The following is a 19285-nucleotide window of genomic DNA, read 5'->3' on the forward strand; positions in this document are numbered from 1 at the left end:
GACGTCGCTCCGCCCGACCCGCCCGTCCGGCGCTCATAGAATGGGGCCGTGGCCGACACTCCGCTCGTTGCATCCAGTCCGCTTCTCTCCATCCCCGGCGCCGTGCCGCCGCTCGACGGGTCACCCGACCCCGGTGTCGCATGGCACCACGGGGACCCGTTCGCCGAGCAGCGCGCCGCGATCCGATCGGCGGCGGTTGTCGATCGCTCCCACCGGTTCGTCATCGCGATCTCCGGCGAGGAACGGCTCACGTGGCTGCACACCATCTCGAGCCAGCACGTGGCCGCCCTGCCCGACCGGACGAGCGCCGAGAATCTCAGCCTGGATCTCAACGGCCGCGTCGAACACCACTTCGTGATGACCGACCTCGACGGCGTGACGTGGATCGACACCGAGGCCGACCGCGGCCCCGACCTGCTCGGCTTCCTGCAAAAGATGGTGTTCTGGTCCAAGGCCGAGCCTCGTGACGGCAACGAACTGGCCGTTCTGAGCCTGATCGGCCCGGACGTCGAGACGTCTCCCGCGTTCACCGCGGCACTGGGTGTGGCTTCGCTGCCCGGCGTGTACGAGGCCGTGCCGCTCGACGGCGGCGGATTCGTCCGGCGCATGCCGTGGCCCACTGCCGACTCGTTCGATCTCCTCGTCCCCCGCGCCGACCTGCCCCGGTGGTGGTCGCGGCTCACCGAAGCCGGCGCCCGCCCGGCCGGCACGTGGGCCTTCGAGGCGCTGCGGGTGGCCGCGCACCGGCCCCGCATCGGCCTCGACACCGACGACCGCACCATCCCCCACGAGGTGGCGTGGATCGGCGGTCCCGCCGAGCACGGCGCCGTGCACCTCGAGAAGGGCTGCTACCGCGGCCAGGAGACCGTCGCGCGGGTCCACAATCTCGGCAAGCCGCCACGCCACCTGGTCATGCTGCACCTCGACGGGTCCGCCGAGGGACTGCCCGAGGTGGGCGAGGCGCTGACCGCAGACGGCCGGGCGGTGGGCCGCGTGGGCACCGTCGTCGACCACTTCGAAGAGGGCCCGATCGCGCTGGCCCTCGTCAAGCGGTCCGTGCCGGCCGACACCGCACTCGTCGCCGGTCCCTGCGCCGCCGCCATCGACATCGACTCGGTGCCGCGACACGACGAGCTGCAGGCGGGCCGGGCCGCCGTGGACCGCTTGCGCGGCCGCGGGTGACCGGCCGGGTCGACGCGGTATGCGTCGTGTTCACCGAACTCGACGTACCCAGCCGGCGCTCCCCGCGAACCGCCATCGACAAGCGCCCCGTGGCGGGCCCCGTGTGTGTCGAGACGGGCGGGCTGGCCGGCGACCACGTATGCGATACGAAGTTCCACGGTGGACGCGACAAGGCCGTCTATGCGTACTCCGCGGAGGAGGCCGCGCGCTGGCGCGTCGAACTCGGACGTGAGCTGCCGCCCGGGTGGTTCGGCGAGAACCTGCGCGTCACGGGGGTCCCGACGACCGACGCGGTGATCGGAACCCGCTGGCGCGTCGGCACCACCGAACTCGAGGTCACGGAACCGCGCGTGCCGTGTGGGACGTTCGCACACTGGGCGGACGAACCACAGTGGGTCAGACGCTTCACCGACCGCGCCGACGTCGGCGCGTATCTGAGGGTGCTGGTGCCCGGCCACCTGCAGTCCGGCGATCCGATCGACGTCGTGTCGGTCCCCGCACACGGGGTGACGATCCGCGACCTCTTCGTCGGCGACGAGCCCGCCAAGCTCGAAGCACTCCTGGCCGATCAACCCGATCTCGCGGACGGGGCCGAGACCCGCGCCCGCAAGTTCCTCGACCGTGTGGAAGCGCAGGTGCAGTAGTGAGCGTCGAACTGGTGGAAGTGGTCCGGTCCGGGTTCCGCGAGTGCGTGCACCGCGGGTCGCTGGTCGTGCTGTCCCCGGACGGCTCCCCCAGCGTCGAGGTGGGCGAAGTACACACCCCCATCTACCCGCGCTCGACGAACAAGCCGATGCAGGCCGTCGCGCTGCTCCGCGCCGGCTTCGTGCCGACGTCGACGGAGGAACTGGCCATCGCGTCGGCCTCGCACGAGGGCGAGGCCGCGCACGTCGAACTGGTCGAACAACTCCTGGGTCGCACCGGACTCGACGAGAGCCGGCTGCTGTGCCCGCCCGACCTGCCCGCCAACGAGCAGGCCCGCGCCGAGGTCATCGCGGCAGGCGCCCCGCGCCGCCCCGTCTACATGAACTGTTCGGGCAAGCACGCGGCCATGCTCGCGGCGTGCGTCGCGAACGAGTGGCCCACCGACTCCTACCTGGATCCGGCGCATCCGCTGCAGAGGATCGTGATCGAGACGATCGCGGAGCTGTCCGGCGAGCCGGAGACCGAACTCGGCATCGACGGCTGCGGACTGCCGATCATCCCGGTCTCGCTCACCAACCTCGCACGCGCGTTCGGTCGTCTCGTCACCGCGGACCCGGGCTCACCGGAACGCTCCGTCGCCGACGCGATCCGCGCCCACCCCCGACTCGTGTCGGGCACCGGACGCGACGACGCCCGGCTGATGCCCGCGGTCCCCGGACTGCTGTGCAAGGCGGGCGCGGACGGCGTCCACGCCGGCGCGCTGCCCGATGGCACCGCCTTCGCGTTCAAAATCGACGACGGGCACGAACGGGCACGGCTGCCGCTGACCGCTGCGCTCCTCCACCGACTCGGCGTGAACTGGTCCGAGGACCACGCCGCTCTGGCGTCCCAGCCGGTACTCGGCGGAAACGTCCGAGTCGGCACGATACGCGCAATTCCCGGCGTGTTCTAGCCTGCACAAATCGGGCATCCGAGCAGCTCACGGGCCCGCTGAGACCAATCAGACACCGCTGACGACGGCACGTGGAGGCGGAAGCGAGTTTTGCACGCTAGAGTGTGGGTCAGGAAAACATCAACACTCACGCGGGGCCGCCAAATTCCCCAGGCCGCCCCGCGAAAGCGCGAGGGGGTCAGCCATGGGCCGCGGCCGGGCTAAGGCAAAGCAGACCAAGGTTGCACGGGAGCTCAAATACAGCTCGCCGTCCACGGATTTCGACAGCTTGCAACGAGAGCTCTCGACCGGCGGAGCACCGAGCTCACCCCGCAACGGCGGAGTGATCGCGGACAAGCGCGCCGACGAGGAGCCTCGCTCGCGCTGGGACGAGGACGACTACGACGATTGGCGTCGTTGACTGTCCTAACAGAAGCACCTCACTTGCCTCGAAATGAGGGGGAGCCCGACGGCTCCCCCTCATTTCGTGGTATCCGGCGATCGCCGTAGCCCTCAACGGGCACAGTCCCGTTCGCAGCCGCCGCCGAAAACACGACGTCCCCGGAACCTCTGGTCGAGGCCCGGGGACGTACGTGATGGAAGTGAGCGTCAGAAGCGCGGGTGATCACCCAGGAGCAGCGCACGCGCGGCGTCGGCGTCCGATGCCTTCTTGACGGTGCCGAGCGTCCAGCAGTCGATGTGACGTGCCGTCAGCACCGCCAGGGCGCGATCCACGTCCTCGGGCGCGACGATCGCGACCATGCCGACGCCCATGTTGAACGTCTGCTCCATCTCGGCGCGCTCGACACGACCGCGCTGCGCGATCATCGTGAACACCGGCGCAGGGCTCCAGGTGCCGCGGTCCATCTCGGCGACCAGGCCCTTGGGCATGACGCGCGCGAGGTTGTTCGCAAGGCCACCACCGGTGACGTGGCAGAAGGTGCGCACGTCGGTCTCGGCCGCGAGTGCCAGGCAGTCCTTGGCGTAGATCTTGGTGGGCTCGAGCAGTTCCTCACCGAGGGTGCGGCCGAATTCCTCGACATGACCGGTGAGCGACATGTGGCTGATCTCGAGCAGCACCTTGCGGGCCAGCGAGTAACCGTTGGAGTGCAGACCCGACGCACCCATGCCGATGACGACGTCGCCCGGGCGGACCCGGTCCGGGCCCAGCACCTGGTCGGCCTCGACGACACCGACGCCGGTGGCGGACAGGTCGTAGTCACCGTCGGCCATGACGCCGGGATGCTCGGCCGTCTCGCCACCGAGCAGCGCGCAGCCGGCCTGGATGCAGCCCTCGGCGATGCCGCCGACGATCTCCGCGACCCGCTCCGGCACGACGCGGCCGACGGCGATGTAGTCCTGCAGGAACAGCGGCTCGGCGCCGCACACGACCAGGTCGTCGACGACCATCGCTACGAGGTCGAGGCCCACCGTGTCGTGCTTGTCCATCGCCTGCGCGACCGCGAGCTTGGTACCGACACCGTCGGTGGACGCCGCCAGCAGCGGCTCCTTGTAGCCGCCCTTGAGGGAGAACAGTCCGGCGAATCCGCCGAGGCCACCCATGACCTCGGGACGGCTGGCCTTCTTCGCCAGCGGCGCGAACAGCTCGACTGCCCGGTCGCCCGCTTCGATGTCGACTCCGGCGGCGGCGTAAGAAGCGCCCTGCGTGCGGGTACTGTCCTCGGTCATTGGGTTCTGGCTCCAGCCTTGATACTCGGTGAATGTCTCAACTGCCGCAATCAGCAGCAGTTGCGGATGCATGTGCGCATGCGCAATCACCTCGATTGCGCCCTTACGCTACCGGAGTGCCCAGGGCACACCGGTAGCGTCCTGCGAACTAGGGACGGGACAGCGCGTCCGCGTTGTCGTTGTCGTGGCTCATCGCCGCACCGGCCGCCGACTCCAACATCCCCTCGAGGACGTTCTTGCCGATGCCCCCGGCCGGCAGCGCGATCGGGTAGGTGCCGTCGAAGCACGCCGCGCACAGGCGCGTACTGGGCTGCTCGGTGGCCGCGACCATTCCGTCGATCGAGATGTAGCCGAGCGAGTCTGCGCCGATCGACCGGCGCACGCCGTCGAGCATCTCGTCGAACGTGGCGTTCACGCCGCTGCCCTCCGCGCCGTTCGCGATGAGCTCGGCGGGCGAGGCGAAGTCGATGCCGTAGAAGCACGGCCACTTGACCGGCGGCGACGCGATGCGGACGTGGATCTCGAGGGCGCCGGCCTCACGCAGCATGCGGATCAGGGCGCGCTGGGTGTTGCCGCGCACGATCGAATCGTCGACCACGACGAGGCGCTTGCCGCGGATGACTTCCTTGAGCGGGTTCAGCTTGAGGCGGATACCCAGCTGGCGGATGGTCTGCGACGGCTGGATGAAGGTGCGGCCCACGTAGGCGTTCTTCATCAGACCCTGGCCGTACGGAATACCCGAGCCCTGCGCGTAGCCGACCGCGGCGGGGGTACCCGACTCCGGCACCGGGATCACCAGATCGCCCTCTGCGGGATGCTCCTTGGCGAGGCGGCGGCCGATCTCGACGCGAGTGGAATGCACCGAACGGCCGGAGATCACGCTGTCCGGACGGGCCAGGTAGACGTACTCGAACACGCAGCCCTTGGGCTCCGGGTTCGCGAAGCGGGAGGACCGGACGCCGTCGGCGTCGATCGCGAGCAGCTCACCGGGCTCGATCTCGCGCACGAACGACGCGCCCACGATGTCGAGGGCTGCAGTCTCGCTGGCGACCACCCAGCCGCGGTCGAGACGACCGAGACACAGCGGGCGGATGCCGTGCGGATCGCGCGCCGCGTACAGCGTGTGCTCGTCCATGAACGTCAGACAGAACGCGCCGCGCAGCGTCGGCAACAGCTTCATCGCGGCCTGCTCGATTGTGCTGTCGGCGGCGGCGTGTGCCAGCAGCGCGCCGACGATGTCCGAGTCGGAGGTGGCCGCGCCGGGACGCTTGTCGTTGATCAGGCCGGCCTCGCGGGCCCGCTGCGCCAGCTCGGCGGTGTTGACCAGATTGCCGTTGTGACCGAGCGCGACACCGGTGCCGGCGGCGGTGGTGCGGAAGATCGGCTGCGCGTTCTCCCACGTGGTGGACCCGGTGGTGGAGTAGCGGCAGTGGCCCACGGCGACGTGCCCCGGCATGGCGCCGAGAGTCTGCTCGTCGAACACCTGGCTGACCAGGCCGAGATCCTTGAAGACCAGCACCTGCGAGCCGTCGGCGACGGCGATGCCGGCCGCTTCCTGGCCACGGTGCTGGAGGGCGTAGAGCCCGTAATACGTCAGCTTGGCGACATCCTCGCCCGGCGCCCAGACACCGAAGACGCCACACTCTTCGCGAGGTTCGTTCTCGTCCTCGTCTGGTGCGGTGGTAGCGAGAAGATTCCGACTGTTGACCGACAGTTCGGCACGAGTCACGGCAAGCGCTCCCTTAGGGGATTCGGTGCGGGGGGCGTGCCCCATTCTAACTACCGCTCGGCGCGAGTACGACGGTCGGTGCACAGGATCACGCCGATGAGACTCGAGTCACAGACAAGTTACAGGCGCAGCAGCGGCAACCAGTGCCCGATCTCCCCCGCCCGACTGCCCGATGCGGTGAGCGAACCACTCGCAGCGGCGGCGTCGAAACCGAGCAGCCCGGTCGCCAGCAGCAGCCAGGTGCGTGGGTCCGTCTCGACGACGTTCGGCGGGGTGCCGCGGGTGTGCCGGGGACCCTCGATGCACTGCACCGCCACGAACGGCGGCACGCGAACCTCGACGCTCGAGCCGGGCGCGATCTGCTCGAGGGTGCGGGCGCTGAGCCGCACCGCGGCCGCGAGCACGGGGCGCGCGGGCTTGTCCTCGACCTCGCCGCGCAGCCACGGCCCGACGGCGAGCAGCGCACTGCGGAGTTCGGCGGGATCGACGGCGCGGCGAGCGGGCATGCGCGCCAATCTATCGAGCCGATTGCCCGCGACCGGAACAAGCCCGCGCACATCGCGGTTGCACGGGTCATGAGCACCGACGATGCGCAGCGCCAGCTCCTCGATCTGGTCGCGTCGCAGAACCGGGCGGTCCTGGCGACGCTGAAGCGGGACGGTCGGCCGCAACTGTCGAACGTCCTGTACGCGTGGGATCCGGACACCGGCACGGCCGGCATCTCGGTCACCGCGGACCGCGCGAAGACCCGCAACGCCGCGCGTGAACCGCGGGTCTCGCTGCACGTGAGCGCGCCCGACTTCTGGAGTTACGCCGTGGTGGAGGGCAACGCCGATCTGAGCGCTGTCGCGGCCGACCCGCACGACGCGACGACCGACGAACTGGTCGACATGTACCGGGCCGCGACGGGACGCGAACACGAAAACTGGGAGGAGTTCCGGCAAGCGATGGTCGACGAGCGACGCCTCGTCCTCCGAGTGCGGGCCGATCGCGTATACGGAATGGCGCAGCTGCCCTGACGTCCACTCACACCAGCGTCGGCGGCACCTCACCTGCCCGGGCGGTCATCTGGAGGCGTCGCAGCAGCAGCGCGCCACCGACGTTGACGGCCAGGTGCAGCAGCGCGGGCGCGAGGACGCTGCCACTGCGGGCACGCAGCCAGTCGAACACGAGCGACGCGGCGGCCGTGAACGCGACGGTGCCGGGCACCGAATCCCGCGCGACATGCGCCGGATGCACATGCCACAAACCGAACGTGGCCGCGCGGAATCCCGTTGCCGCCACCGGCGGGAACGCCCGATCGGTGAGTGCCGTGAGCAGCCCACGGAACAGCAACTCCTCCGTGAAGACGGTGCCGAACGGAATGTGCGCCGACACCCATTCGGTGAAGTCCTGCCGCACGTCGTCGGGCACGGCGAAACGACTGTGCAGCGACGGCGTCGCGAGCGCCACCGCGTAACCGGCGACCGGGATCGCGGCAGCGGCACTCCCCCACCGCAGCCCGGACCGAATGTCGGCCAGCCCCAACTCGTCCCGGCGCAGACCGCTCGCCAGCCCGGCCGCGGTCGCACCCGCTGCCACCACCGTCCCGGCGGTCGCCCGCCCCCGCGGCGACAACCGCAGCGCGGGCAGCACCCCGTTGCTCCACGCGACCAGCGCCGTGCCGAAGCCCAGCGCCGCCGCGCGCCTCACTTCTCGGGCCCGTCGTGCCCGCGCAACCCTTCGAGCACGCCGCGCACGCGCTCGGTGTCGGAGGGCGTCCAGCCGTCGGGCGCGGCGACGGCGACCCAACCGTCGAGGATGACGGTGCCGTAGTTGTGCCCGTGCCCGTCGGGCACGCCTGCCGCGTTCGCGAGGTCGGCACTCACCTGCCAGAAGGTGACGAACGGGAACCACTTCATCGACGGGAGACGGTCGAAGCCGGGCGGCTCCGACAGCCAGGCCGGCCGGGAGAAGGCCAGATCCGGCGACCACCACACGACCGGATCGGACGGATGCTGGATGTACAGCACCCGGGGCTCGAGCCACGGTCCGGGCCCGCCAGGGATCGCGTCCGCGTCGTCCGCGAACCTGACGACGAGGCCGTCCGCATAGACCGGTTGCACCTCGGGCGTACCCGGGTCGCGCCGCTCGGTGAGCGCACTCCACAACGGGTTGGAGTTCGGCGGGCCCACCCACAGCACCCCGTCGACGGTTTCCCGGATGTCGGCGAGGCCGTCGAACGCGCCTTCCCCGGCCTGCGTACCGAGGCTCTCGCCGTACACGTAGAGCTTGGGCCGGGTGGCCTCGGGCTTGGTGAGCCACCGGTCGTGCACGGCGTGGATCAGCGCGTTGCCGGCGACGGCGGCCTTGCCGCGGTCGGCGATGAACGAGATCCAGCTGGGCAGGTACGAATACTGCGCCGCGACCAGGGCGCTGTCGCCGTTCTCGACGAGTTCGATCGCTTGGGCGGCGGTGGGATTGACCCAACCGGTGCCCGTGGTGGGGACGATGACGAGCGCCTTGCGGTCGAAGGCGCCGGTCCGCTCGAGCTCGTCGAGTACGACATCCATTCGCTTCGCCGTCGTGTCCGCGGTCTCGAGCCCCGCGTACACGCGGATCGGCTCCTTGGCGGGCGTGCCGTTCGCGGCGGAGAGTTCATCGGCGGGGATTCCGCCGGAGACGAAGTTGCGTCCCTCGAAGCCGAGGGAATCCCACTGCGCCAGCGAGTCCGGACTACCCGACTTCTCGGGCAGGATCGGCTGCACCGCACCCGGCCTGGTCTCGTTGTTCTGCAAGCTGAACGCCGAGTTCACGAGGGAATAGCCGACCCGCAGCAGGATGCCGTCGACGAGCATGAACACCAAGACCAGGACGACGGCGAAGCCACCCGCCGACGCGGCGGGGCGGGGGATCTTCAGCCACTTGTTGAGCTGCCGGGCGATCCAGCGGACGAGGTCACGCAGCACCCGCCACAGCGCGATGAGCAGCGCCGCCACCAGCAGGCTCAGCCCGCCGGTGCGGATGTAGCCGGTGGTGGTGGTGCCCTCGGCGTTCATCAACGCCGAGAGTTCCCGCTGCCATCCGGCGGCGTAGATCAGCATGGTCACCGCCGCCAGCGCCGAGGCCACCGGCACCACGACCTTGATGGCGCGCATGTACCGGTCGGGCAGCGGCCACCACGGCCGGCGCGCAAGCCCGAACTCGTAGACCACCCAGCCGACGGCGGTGCCCACGGCGTAACCGATTGCGGCGTTGATGCCGCCGATCAGTCCCTGGAAGAGCCAGTCACGCGGTAGCAGCGACGGCGTCAGCGACCAGCAGAAGAACAGTGATGCGAAGGCGATACCGGTGAAGTCGAGCTTCAGCAGTCCCCACGCCCAGAGGGCGAACGGGTGCCGCTGACAGAACCCGGGGACGGCAGGGGTCGGTGGCTGCGAGTCCTCCCGCAGCTCAGCGACCGCCTCCCGTTCGATCCCCGAGTCCGTCACGCATCACCCAAACAGGGCCGGGAGGGTCGCCTCGTGCGTCTTCCGCAGCTCGGCCATCGTGACCGAGAACTGACCCTGGATCTCGACGGAGTCGGAACCCTCGTCGACCACACCGATACGCACCCACGGAAGGTTACGTGCCGTGCACATAGCGGTAAAGCGAGTTTCCTCGGTACGCGGCACCGCGACCAGCACGCGGCCGGCCGACTCCGAGAACAACGTCACGAAGGGGTCCTGATCCTCCGGCAGCAGGATCCGGCAGCCGGTCTCGCCGGCCAGCGCCGCCTCGACGACGGCCTGCGCGAGGCCACCCTCGGACAGGTCGTGCGCGGCGGAGATCAGGCCGTCGCGCGAGCCGGCGAGCAGGATGTCGGCGAGCAGTCGCTCACGCTCGAGATCGACCTTCGGCGGGACACCGCCGAGGTGGCCGTGCTCGACCTGCGCCCAGATCGAGCCATCGAGTTCATCTCGAGTCTCCCCCAACAGGATCAGCGTCTCGCCCGGCTCGAGGCCCAGACCGGTGGGGATACGACGGTGCACGTCGTCGATCACACCGAGGACGGCGACGACGGGCGTCGGCAGGATCGCGGTGGATCCGGTCTGGTTGTAGAAGCTGACGTTGCCGCCGGTGACCGGGATGCCGAGCTGCGCACAGCCGTCCGCCAGACCGCGCACGGCCTGCTGGAACTGCCACATGACGCCCGGATCCTCCGGCGAACCGAAGTTGAGGCAGTTGGAGACGGCCTTCGGGGTGGCGCCGGTGACGGCGACGTTGCGGTACGCCTCGGCCAGCGCGAGCTGCGCGCCGGCGTACGGGTCGAGCATCGTGTAGCGGCCCGACGCGTCGGTGGCCAGCGCGATGCCGCGTCCGGTCTCCTCGTCGATGCGCACGACCCCGCCGTCCGCGTTCTCCGCGAGCACGGTGTTGCCGCGCACGTAACGGTCGTACTGCTCGGTGATCCACTTGCGGCTGCACAGCGCCGGCGACGCGATCATCTTCAGCAGCGTGGCCTTCAGCTCGTCCGCGGTCTCGGGACGCTTCAGGTTCGCGGTGGTGTCGGCGATCAGCGCGTCCTGGGTGTCGGGACGCGCGAGCGGGCGCTCGTACACCGGGCCCTCGTGGGCGATGGTGTTGGCCGGTGCGTCGACAACGGTCTCGCCGTGCCAGTCGATGACGAGGTGCTCGCCGTCGGTGACCTCACCGATGACGGTGGCCAGGACGTCCCACTTCTTGCAGACCTCCATGAACGCATCGACGTTCTCGGGGGTGACGACCGCACACATGCGCTCCTGCGACTCGCTGGAGAGCACCTCCGCAGCGGTCATGCCGGTGGCGCGCATCGGAACCAGGTCGAGGTCGATGTGCATGCCGCCGTCACCGGCTGCGGCCAGCTCCGAGGTGGCGCAGGACAGGCCGGCACCGCCGAGGTCCTGGATGCCGACGACGAGCTTGGCGCGGTACAGGTCGAGGCAGCACTCGATGAGCACCTTCTCGGTGAACGGGTCGCCCACCTGGACGGCGGGAAGCTTCTTGGGACGCCCGCCGGCGCTGTCGTCGAAGGTCTCCGACGCGAGTACCGAGACGCCGCCGATGCCGTCGAGTCCGGTGCGTGCACCGAACAGGATGATCTTGTTGCCGGCGCCGGACGCGAACGCCAGGTGCAGGTCCTCGACGCGCATCGCGCCCGCGCACAGCGCGTTCACGAGCGGGTTGCCCTGGTAGGAGGCGTCGAAGACGGTCTCGCCGCCGACGTTGGGCAGGCCGAGGGAGTTGCCGTAGCCGCCGACACCGCGGACGACACCGTCGACGACGCGACGGGTGTCGGCGTGGTCCGCCGCACCGAAGCGCAGCTGGTCCATGACCGCGATCGGGCGCGCACCCATCGCCATGATGTCGCGGACGATGCCGCCGACGCCGGTGGCCGCACCCTGATAGGGCTCGATGTACGACGGGTGGTTGTGGGACTCGACCTTGAAGGTGACCGCCCAGCCGTCACCGATGTCGACGACGCCCGCGTTCTCGCCGATACCGGCGAGCATCGAGGCCTTCATCTCGTCGGTGGTGGTCTCACCGAAGTACTTGAGGTGGACCTTCGAGGACTTGTAGGAGCAGTGCTCGCTCCACATCACCGAGTACATCGCGAGCTCGGCGTCGGTGGGACGGCGGCCGAGAATCTCCTTGATGCGGGCGTACTCGTCGTCCTTGAGGCCCAGCTCCTTGAACGGCTGAGCGACGTCGGGAGTCGCGGAAGCGTTGGTGACGGTATCTACCTGCGGAGACACGGGGCGTGTGGTCCCTTCCCTCTGGGAGCGAATCGGCAGTCCGGGCGGCGGGCTGCCACGCCAAAGTCTAGCCGGGGGCGCCGACGCGCTGCGCACCCGCTGCGCACACCTCCGTAACCGGACCGGCCGTGCTAGCGCACCGGCGTCAGGAAAGCCGCGAGCGCGTCGGCGTACATCCCGACGTCGCGTGCACCCATCAGCTCACGAGCCGAGTGCATCGCCAACTGCGGCGCGCCGACGTCGACGGTCGACAGCCCGGTCCGCGACGCGGTGATGGGACCGATCGTGCTGCCGCACGGCAGGTCGGCCCGGTGCACGTATCGCTGCATCGGCACACCGGCCCGGTCGCAGGCCAGCGCGAACTCGGCGGCCCCGGCGGCGTCGGAGGCGTAGCGCAGGTTCTGGTTGACCTTGAGCACCGGCCCGCCGTTGATGTCGATGCGGTGCGCGGGCTCGTGCCGGTCCGGGTAGTTGGGGTGCGTCGCGTGCGCCATGTCGCCGGATGCGCACACCGAGCCGGACATCGCCCGCAGGAAGTCCTCGCGACCACCGCCGCGCAGCAGCACGATCCGTTCCAGTACCGAGTTGAGCAGGTCCGAGAAGGCGCCACGGTCGGACATACTGCCGACCTCCTCGTGGTCGAACAGCGCCAACACCGGGGTGCTCTCGCCGGGCTCGGCGACCGCGGCGAGCAGCGCCTGCAGCCCCGCGTAGCAGGTGCCCTGGTTGTCGAGGCGCGGCGCGCTCACCAGTGACGAGTCCTCCCCGACCACCGCGGACGGTGCGAGGTCGTGGGTCATCAACTCCCAGCCGAGCACCGCGTCCGCGGCGACGCCGGCCTCGTCGGCGAGGAAGCCGATGAACGAGCGCGGCTGCGTGCCGGTCCCCCACACGGCGTTGACGTGCCGCTGCGGGTCGAGCTGGACGCCCTTGCGTTCCTCGGACAGGTGAATCGCCAACTGCGGGACGCGCAGGATCGGCCGGTCGACGCGGACGAGGACCTCCTCGACGGCGTCGCCCGCACGCACACTGAGCCGACCCGAGATACCGAGGTCGCGGTCGAGCCACGAGTTGAGCCACGCACCGCCGTACGGTTCGAGGCCCACCATCTGCCAGCCCGCCGACACGAGGTCGGGATGCTGCTTGACCCGCAGGTTGGGGCTGTCGGTGTGACCGCCGACGATCCGGAACGGCGACGATGGGCCGCCGCCCGGGACGCCCTCGGTGCTCCACGCGATGAGCGAGCCGCCGCGGATCAGGTAGTACCGGCCGGGCGCCGACGGCCACGCGTCGGTCTCACGCAGTTCGGTGAATCCGTTCTCGGACAACTCGGCCGCGACCGTTGCACACACGTGGAACGGAGACGGCGAGGCGTCCACGAACGAGCACAATCCCTGGGCGTCTGCCTGCGTCATCGATGGCATACCGACAATCATGCAGTACCGGGCTCAGTGGGCTCCGGACACGCAGAACTGGTTACCCTGCGGATCGGCGAACGTGACCCAGCGGAAGCCGTCCATGTTCTCGCGGTGCACCTCGCTGGCACCGGCGGCCAGGACACGCTCGACCTCCGCGTCCAGATCCGACGACCCCAGGTCCAGATGCTGGCGGTTCTTGCCGGGCGTCGGATCCTCCACCTTCTGGAAGCCCAACTTCTGTCCCCAGCCGGGGATCCCGACCATGTAGAACCAGCCGTCGTTCTCCTGCTCGATGGTGCCGCCCGTGAGGTCTGCCCACCACTTCGCGAGCGGGCCGGGGTCGGTCGAGTCGATCGTGATCATGCCGAGTGTGAGTGCCATGACCGGACGCTAGCGCGTGGGTCCGACAACCGTCAGAGTTCCGGCAGCGCGCACACCGCGTCGAGTCCGAGGACGTGGTTGAGCCGGCCCGAGACGATCCACGAGCCGATGCTCATGCTCAGTTCGACGAGCTCGCGCTGACTGTAGTGCTCGCCGAAACGCGCGAAGAACTCGTCGTCCAGGTTGTGGTGGTCGAGTGCGTACCGCTCCGCGTACTCGGCAGCCAGGCGGGTTCGGGCGTCGAAAGCGTCTGTGGTGCGCCAGTTCTCGACGTCCTCGAAGAACCCGTCCTCGACCTTCTCGCCGTCGCGTTCGGTGCGCCAGTCCATGCAGACGATGCAGCCGTTGATCTGTGCGATCCGCAGACGCGCGGCCTCGAACTCGCGCAGCGCGAGCGTGGACTGCGAGTAGACCGCCAGCGACAGTTTGGATGCGGCGATACCGATGCCGGGCACCATCTCGCCCCACACGTAGCCGACGGGGTCCTTGCCCTCGGGGATGTCGATTCTCATTGCTGAATCCTTCCGGTTTCCCCCAGTGTGCCCGCCGAGACCGGCCCTGTCGCCGAAAATCCCAGTGCCGGAGAGGGCCGCAGCGGCACGTCCAGGGCGTCGTACAGCCCCGGTTCGGCCTCGACGAGCCAGTCGATGGCATTGACGAGTCGCCCGACGGCGGTCGCATTGCCACCCGCGGCGCGGCTGCCGCCCTCGTCGGTGGCTTCCACCGAGACCTCGATGCGCGGACGCCCCTCCACGATCACGCGGTGCGCCCCGGCACCGCCGTCGGGCGGCATCGGCCAGTCCGTCGCGCACGACGGGTGGATGCGGGTGACGTGCTCGACGACGATCCGCGGCACTCCCCCGACGATGCCCTGCACCTCGAACCGCAGCGCGCCTTGCGTCCCGGCGGCGAAATCACCCATCGTCGCCGTCGTCACGTCCGATTCGAGGGGACGGCGCTGCACGGTCTCGCGGATCTCGTCGAGGTCGACGCCGAGCGCCCGCGCCATCAGCCGGATCTGTCCGCCCCACACCATCGTCGGCACGGAGGGCGCGATCATCGGCGGCTCGTACTCCATCGGCTGCCCCATGCCGACGAGATAGCGCACCGAGTCGGGCTGGTCGTAGGTGGAGTAGTCGAAAATCTCCTGGCACCGGACCGCGTCCACGACGGACCCGAGGCCGCTCACCAGCAGCGGCAGGATGTCGTTGCCCCACCCGGGGTCGACGCCCGACACGAACAGCGAGCCGCCCGCAGCCGTGATCGCGTCGAGCACCGGTTCCCGGATCTCGCGCGGCGCGCTGCGGTGGTCGTAGAGCGCGTACACCGACGGCGTCACCACCACGGCCCCGGTGCGCAGGATTCGCACGATGTCGGCGAGCGCGTCGTCAGGGCGAATGTCGCCCGACGCCGCGTAAACCACGGCGTCGGGACGGGTCGCGAGGACCGCGTCGATGTCGTCGGTCGCCGTGACTCCGACATCCGCGCCCACGTCGCCGAGGTCGCCGGCGTCGCGCCCGACCTTGGCGGGGTCGTGCACGACGACCGCGGACAATTGCAGACGGGGATTCGCGTGCACCGCGCGAATCGCGGCGCGTCCGACGTTGCCGGTACCCCAGACGACGGTGGTGATCATGGGCGGGACGCTAGCGAAGGTCGCGGCCGCGCGTGTCCACTTCGGCACAGACGAAGGGACCCTTCGGTCGCTGGTAGCGGCCGAAGGGTCCCTTCAGGTGTCTCGGTGGTGCCGACGAATCAGGCCGTCAGGACGCTCTCGAGCGCGGAGTAGAACATGCCCAGGCCGTCGTCACTCGGCCCGGTCAGGGCCTCGGTGGCGTGCTCGGGGTGCGGCATCAGGCCGACGACGCGGCCGTTGGCCGACGCGATGCCGGCGATGCCGCGCTGCGAACCGTTCGGGTTGTCGCCGACGTAGCGGAACACCACGCGGCCCTCGCCCTCGAGTTCGTCGAGCGCCTGCTCGGACGCCTGGTAGCGGCCCTCACCCGACTTGAGCGGGACGAGGATCTCTGCGCCCACCTCGTAGCGCGACGACCATGCCGTCGAGTTGGACTCGACCTTGAGCCACTGGTCGCGGCACACGAAGTGCAGACCGGCGTTGCGGGTCAGTGCGCCCGGCAGCAGACCTGCCTCGCACAGCACCTGGAAGCCGTTGCAGATGCCCAGGACCGGCATGCCGCCCTGGGCGGCCTTGACGACCTCGCCCATCACCGGCGCGAAGCGCGCAATGGCGCCGCAGCGCAGGTAGTCGCCGTACGAGAAGCCACCGGGAACGATGACGCCGTCGACACCCTTGAGGTCTGCGTCGCCGTGCCACAGGTTGACGGCCTCGCCGCCGGCCAGGCGGACGGCGCGGGCGGCGTCGACGTCGTCGAGCGTGCCCGGGAAGGTGATGACTCCGATGCGCGCGCTCACTGGACTCGCGTGACCTTCCAGTCCTCGATCACCGTGTTCGCCAGCAGCGACTCGGCGATGGTCGCGAGCTCGTCGTCGCTGACGGTGTCGTCGACCTCGATCTCGAATCGCTTACCCTGACGCACATCCGACACGCCGGCATGGCCGAGTCGGGACAGCGCCCCGACAATGGCCTGTCCCTGCGGGTCGAGAATCTCGGCCTTGGGCATGACATCGACAACGACACGGGCCACGTGCTGCTCCTCGCTATGGCTGGGTTCCGCCCGGGATCGCACCGGGCATCCTGGAGTTTACCGTTCAGGCAAACGGCGCTCGGCATCGAGTGATGGTCCGACGCCGCCCCGCCCGCGAGTGTGATCCCGCATACTCGTTTCATGCGACTGACGCACTTCGGCCATTCCTGTGTCCTGGTTGAGCTCGACGGCGCGAAGATCCTGTTCGATCCCGGCAATTTCTCGCACGGATTCGAGGGGATCACGGGGCTCGACGCCATCCTGATCACACACCAGCATCCCGACCACGCCGACCCGGCACGACTGCCGGCGCTTGTCGACGCGAACCCCGGCGCCGGGCTGTACGCCGATCCGCAGACGACGGCGATGCTGGGCGAGACCTGGACGGCGGTGTACCCGGGCGACGTCTTCAACGTCGGCGAGGTGCAGGTGACCGGGACCGGCGGCACGCACGCGGTGATCCATCCGGAGATCCCGCTGATCGACAACACCGCGTACCTGCTCGGTGACGCCGAGAACCCGGCCAAGTTGATGCACCCGGGCGACTCGCTGTTCGTCCCGGAGCAGAAGGTCGACGTCCTCGCGGTCCCCGCGGCGGCGCCGTGGCTCAAGATCTCCGAGTCCGTCGACTATCTGCGCGCAGTGCACCCGCGGGTCGCCGTCCCGATCCACCAGGGTGTGGTCGCGAAGGAAGCCCGCGGCATCTACTACGGACGGCTCACCGAAATGGGCCCGGGCGGAACAGAATTCCGGGTGCTTCCCGAGGAATCGAGCGTCGAGGTGTCGTAGCCGACGCCCGCGGATCCGGCGCCGGCACGCGCCGGATCCAAGCACCGGGACGATCCCGGCAATCCACCCGGAGCAGTGGCATCGCGACCGTGGATCGCCGCATACTGAGGTATGCGGCTCACGCACTTCGACCATTCCTGTTTGCTGGTCGAGCGGGATGGCGCACGCATTCTGTTCGATCCCGGCGACTTCTCCCATGGGTTCGATGGAATCACCGGACTCGACGCCATCTTGATCACCCACCAGCACCCCGATCACGCGGATCCCGACCGTCTGCCCGCCCTCGTCGAGGGCAACCCGGATGCGGCTCTCTACACGGACCCACAGACGGCTGCACTGCTCGGCGACCCGTGGACCGCGGTTTTCCCCGGCGACGAGTTCCGGATCGGGAAGGTGCGGGCGACCGGCGCGGGCGGAGTGCATGCGGTCATCCATCCGGACATGCCGCTGATCGACAACACTGCGTTCTTCCTCGGCACGGCGGACAATCCGTACGAGTTCCTGCATCCGGGCGATTCGCTGTTCGTCCCCGCGAAGGCGGTCCCGGAACAGTCGGTGGACGTCCTCGCGTTTCCGGCAGCAGCACCGTTCCTTCGTATCGGCGACGCGATCGATTACCTGCGGGCCATGAAACCCCGGGTGGCGGTGCCCATCCATCAGGGAATGCTCAATGACCACGGGCGCAAGCTCCATTACAGCCGCTACACCGCGCTCGGTCCAAGCGATACGGAGTTTCGCGTTCTTCCGTTGGAATCGAGCACCGAGGTGTCCTGACCGGACCTCTCACGCCACCTCGCGCACGGCAGCCTGCATCGGCCAGCGGTAGACGGTGGCCGCTGCACCGTGGTGCAGCGCGAGGTCGACGGCGTCGAGCACCGTTTGGCGCGGGCCGGTCTTGCCGAGTTGCTTCGCCGAGACGGCCAGGCGCACGAGCCTTCCGCGCCGGGCGCCGCGGGAGGCGCTCAGCACCATCGCCCGGCACCGCCACGGCTCGGCGCGGAAGCCGTCGCCCAGTCCGATGACGTGGCTGCGCACGGCGGTGTCGTGCGCGAGGTCGCGGACGGCGGTCATGCCCGCCAGCAACCGGAATCCGGCGTTCGGCAGCACGGCGACGGCTCCCGGGGACGCGACCCAGCGCGGCGGCGCGAACAGTCGGGTCCGCAGACCGACCTCCTCGAGCACCCGATCGGCGGCGATCAGTCGCAACCGCGCCTCGTGTTCGGGCAGCACCGCGAACTCCGCGCGGCGGTACTTGGTGGCGGCCTGGTCGTAGCCGTGCAGAACGATCGCGTCACCGCGGTCGCGCCGATCGCGCAGCCAATCCTGCGTGACGGCGTCGGAGACCAACCGGTACTTGTCCTCGAGCCGCGGGGCGACCAGCAGCGACAGCGGGACCGATCTGCGGTCCATCTCGGCCGCGAAATCCGCGACCACCTGGGCCGTCTCTTCCCTGATTCCCGACACCGACACGATCACCTGTCCGGTCATGTCGTCGAGGGTGGCACCCGCAGGTGAACGGCAGACGGCGCCCACCTACACATCCGGTGGACGAATGCGAGTGGGCGCCGTCGACGGAATCGATCCTTCTAGCGGGGCAGGACGGCCTCGATGGCCGCGATCACCTCGGGGGCGTCGGGCTCGGTGCGCGGACGGAATCGGTTCGCGACGGTGCCGTCGGGCGCGATCAGGAACTTCTCGAAGTTCCACTGGATGTCGCCGGCCTCGCCGTCGGCGTCCGCCGTCTTCGTCAACTCGGCGTAGATCGGGTGCCGGTTCTCGCCGTTGACGTCGACCTTCTCCATCAGCGGGAACGTGACGCCGTAGGTGGTGGAGCAGAAGGTCTGGATCTCCTCGGGCGTGCCCGGCTCCTGGCCCATGAACTGGTTGCACGGAACACCGATGACGGTGAGACCGCGCTCGGCGTACTCCGACGCCAACTTCTCGAGCGTCGCGTACTGCGGGGTGAGACCGCACTTGGAGGCCACGTTCACCAGGAGAACGGCACGCCCACCGTATTCGCCCAGGCTGGTCGGCACACCGCCGATGGTGTTGATTTCGAGGTTCTGCAACGGAGTCGTCATGGGCCCAACCTAGCGAAATCC

General features: G+C 69.5%; 21 protein-coding genes. 7 read left to right on the forward strand and 14 right to left on the reverse strand.

The genetic code is table 11. From position 1 onward, the window contains the following. The first annotated feature begins 48 nt into the window (after positions 1 to 48). The 4 genes from C8K36_RS11000 to C8K36_RS11015 all read left to right on the forward strand — a co-directional run bounded on the left by C8K36_RS11000 (position 49) and on the right by C8K36_RS11015 (position 3179). Positions 49 to 1182, forward strand: a complete 1134-nt coding sequence (locus tag C8K36_RS11000; protein WP_107984519.1) for a YgfZ/GcvT domain-containing protein — start codon at positions 49 to 51, stop codon at positions 1180 to 1182. Continuing rightward, positions 1179 to 1826 carry an MOSC domain-containing protein gene (locus tag C8K36_RS11005; protein WP_107984520.1) on the forward strand — a complete coding sequence of 216 codons (648 nt, stop codon included), beginning with the start codon at positions 1179 to 1181 and terminating at the stop codon, positions 1824 to 1826. The genes C8K36_RS11000 and C8K36_RS11005 overlap by 4 nt, the downstream gene beginning before the upstream one ends. Continuing rightward, on the forward strand, positions 1826 to 2779 hold the full coding sequence (locus C8K36_RS11010; protein ID WP_107984521.1) for an asparaginase: 954 nt from the start codon (positions 1826 to 1828) through the stop codon (positions 2777 to 2779). Before C8K36_RS11005 ends, C8K36_RS11010 begins: the two co-directional genes overlap by 1 nt. Before the next feature lie 184 nt (positions 2780 to 2963). After that, positions 2964 to 3179, forward strand: a complete 216-nt coding sequence (locus tag C8K36_RS11015; protein WP_107984522.1) for a DUF3073 domain-containing protein — start codon at positions 2964 to 2966, stop codon at positions 3177 to 3179. Positions 3180 to 3367: 188 nt separating this feature from the next. Here C8K36_RS11015 and purM read toward each other — a convergent pair whose 3' ends face one another. The 3 genes from purM to C8K36_RS11030 form a co-directional block, all read right to left on the reverse strand. Continuing rightward, a complete protein-coding gene (purM, locus tag C8K36_RS11020; protein WP_107984795.1) occupies positions 3368 to 4447 on the reverse strand; it encodes a phosphoribosylformylglycinamidine cyclo-ligase in 1080 nt (359 codons plus the stop codon). 148 nt (positions 4448 to 4595) lie between these two features. Next, positions 4596 to 6176: an amidophosphoribosyltransferase gene (purF, locus tag C8K36_RS11025; protein ID WP_107984523.1), complete on the reverse strand. Its 1581-nt coding sequence runs from the start codon at positions 6174 to 6176 to the stop codon at positions 4596 to 4598. Between the two features lie 119 nt (positions 6177 to 6295). Beyond that, on the reverse strand, positions 6296 to 6682 hold the full coding sequence (locus C8K36_RS11030; RefSeq protein ID WP_107984524.1) for a sterol carrier family protein: 387 nt from the start codon (positions 6680 to 6682) through the stop codon (positions 6296 to 6298). A gap of 69 nt (positions 6683 to 6751) precedes the next feature. Between C8K36_RS11030 and C8K36_RS11035 the strand changes: the two genes are divergently transcribed. Further along, entirely contained in the window at positions 6752 to 7195 is a 444-nt protein-coding gene (locus C8K36_RS11035) for a PPOX class F420-dependent oxidoreductase (RefSeq protein WP_107984525.1), read from the forward strand. A 7-nt stretch (positions 7196 to 7202) separates the two neighbouring features. On the opposite strand, the gene C8K36_RS11040 is transcribed toward C8K36_RS11035, so the two are convergent. From C8K36_RS11040 to purS, 9 genes are all read right to left on the reverse strand, one after another. Continuing rightward, a complete protein-coding gene (locus C8K36_RS11040) occupies positions 7203 to 7868 on the reverse strand; it encodes a CPBP family intramembrane glutamic endopeptidase (protein WP_107984526.1) in 666 nt (221 codons plus the stop codon). Then, positions 7865 to 9646: an alpha/beta hydrolase gene (locus tag C8K36_RS11045; protein WP_107984527.1), complete on the reverse strand. Its 1782-nt coding sequence runs from the start codon at positions 9644 to 9646 to the stop codon at positions 7865 to 7867. The genes C8K36_RS11040 and C8K36_RS11045 overlap by 4 nt, the downstream gene beginning before the upstream one ends. A gap of 3 nt (positions 9647 to 9649) precedes the next feature. Beyond that, a complete protein-coding gene (purL, locus tag C8K36_RS11050; protein WP_107984528.1) occupies positions 9650 to 11929 on the reverse strand; it encodes a phosphoribosylformylglycinamidine synthase subunit PurL in 2280 nt (759 codons plus the stop codon). Positions 11930 to 12060: 131 nt separating this feature from the next. After that, positions 12061 to 13353, reverse strand: a complete 1293-nt coding sequence (locus C8K36_RS11055) for a M18 family aminopeptidase (protein ID WP_181319506.1) — start codon at positions 13351 to 13353, stop codon at positions 12061 to 12063. 24 nt (positions 13354 to 13377) lie between these two features. Beyond that, the gene (locus C8K36_RS11060; RefSeq protein WP_107984530.1) at positions 13378 to 13728 is read right to left on the reverse strand and encodes a VOC family protein; all 351 of its coding nucleotides are present in this window, start codon (positions 13726 to 13728) and stop codon (positions 13378 to 13380) included. A gap of 32 nt (positions 13729 to 13760) precedes the next feature. Beyond that, positions 13761 to 14240 (reverse strand): carboxymuconolactone decarboxylase family protein, encoded by a 480-nt coding sequence (locus C8K36_RS11065; protein ID WP_107984531.1) that lies wholly within the window; start codon positions 14238 to 14240, stop codon positions 13761 to 13763. Continuing rightward, entirely contained in the window at positions 14237 to 15364 is a 1128-nt protein-coding gene (locus tag C8K36_RS11070; protein WP_107984796.1) for a dihydrodipicolinate reductase, read from the reverse strand. The genes C8K36_RS11065 and C8K36_RS11070 overlap by 4 nt, the downstream gene beginning before the upstream one ends. A gap of 119 nt (positions 15365 to 15483) precedes the next feature. Continuing rightward, positions 15484 to 16161 (reverse strand): phosphoribosylformylglycinamidine synthase subunit PurQ, encoded by a 678-nt coding sequence (gene purQ, locus C8K36_RS11075; RefSeq protein WP_107984532.1) that lies wholly within the window; start codon positions 16159 to 16161, stop codon positions 15484 to 15486. Beyond that, positions 16158 to 16394, reverse strand: a complete 237-nt coding sequence (purS, locus tag C8K36_RS11080) for a phosphoribosylformylglycinamidine synthase subunit PurS (RefSeq protein WP_031936471.1) — start codon at positions 16392 to 16394, stop codon at positions 16158 to 16160. The genes purQ and purS overlap by 4 nt, the downstream gene beginning before the upstream one ends. Before the next feature lie 141 nt (positions 16395 to 16535). Here purS and C8K36_RS11085 point away from each other — a divergent pair, with 141 nt between their 5' ends. Together C8K36_RS11085 and C8K36_RS11090 are read left to right on the forward strand one after the other, a co-directional pair. Beyond that, positions 16536 to 17183 carry an MBL fold metallo-hydrolase gene (locus tag C8K36_RS11085; RefSeq protein ID WP_107984533.1) on the forward strand — a complete coding sequence of 216 codons (648 nt, stop codon included), beginning with the start codon at positions 16536 to 16538 and terminating at the stop codon, positions 17181 to 17183. Positions 17184 to 17294: 111 nt separating this feature from the next. Continuing rightward, positions 17295 to 17957 (forward strand): MBL fold metallo-hydrolase, encoded by a 663-nt coding sequence (locus tag C8K36_RS11090; protein ID WP_107984534.1) that lies wholly within the window; start codon positions 17295 to 17297, stop codon positions 17955 to 17957. Between the two features lie 9 nt (positions 17958 to 17966). Here C8K36_RS11090 and C8K36_RS11095 read toward each other — a convergent pair whose 3' ends face one another. Together C8K36_RS11095 and C8K36_RS11100 are read right to left on the reverse strand one after the other, a co-directional pair. After that, entirely contained in the window at positions 17967 to 18671 is a 705-nt protein-coding gene (locus tag C8K36_RS11095) for a DUF2334 domain-containing protein (protein WP_107984797.1), read from the reverse strand. Between the two features lie 98 nt (positions 18672 to 18769). Continuing rightward, a complete protein-coding gene (locus tag C8K36_RS11100) occupies positions 18770 to 19264 on the reverse strand; it encodes a glutathione peroxidase (protein ID WP_107984535.1) in 495 nt (164 codons plus the stop codon). Positions 19265 to 19285: the final 21 nt, after the last annotated feature.

Source organism: Rhodococcus sp. OK519 (genome assembly GCF_003051005.1).
GTDB lineage: Bacteria > Actinomycetota > Actinomycetes > Mycobacteriales > Mycobacteriaceae > Prescottella.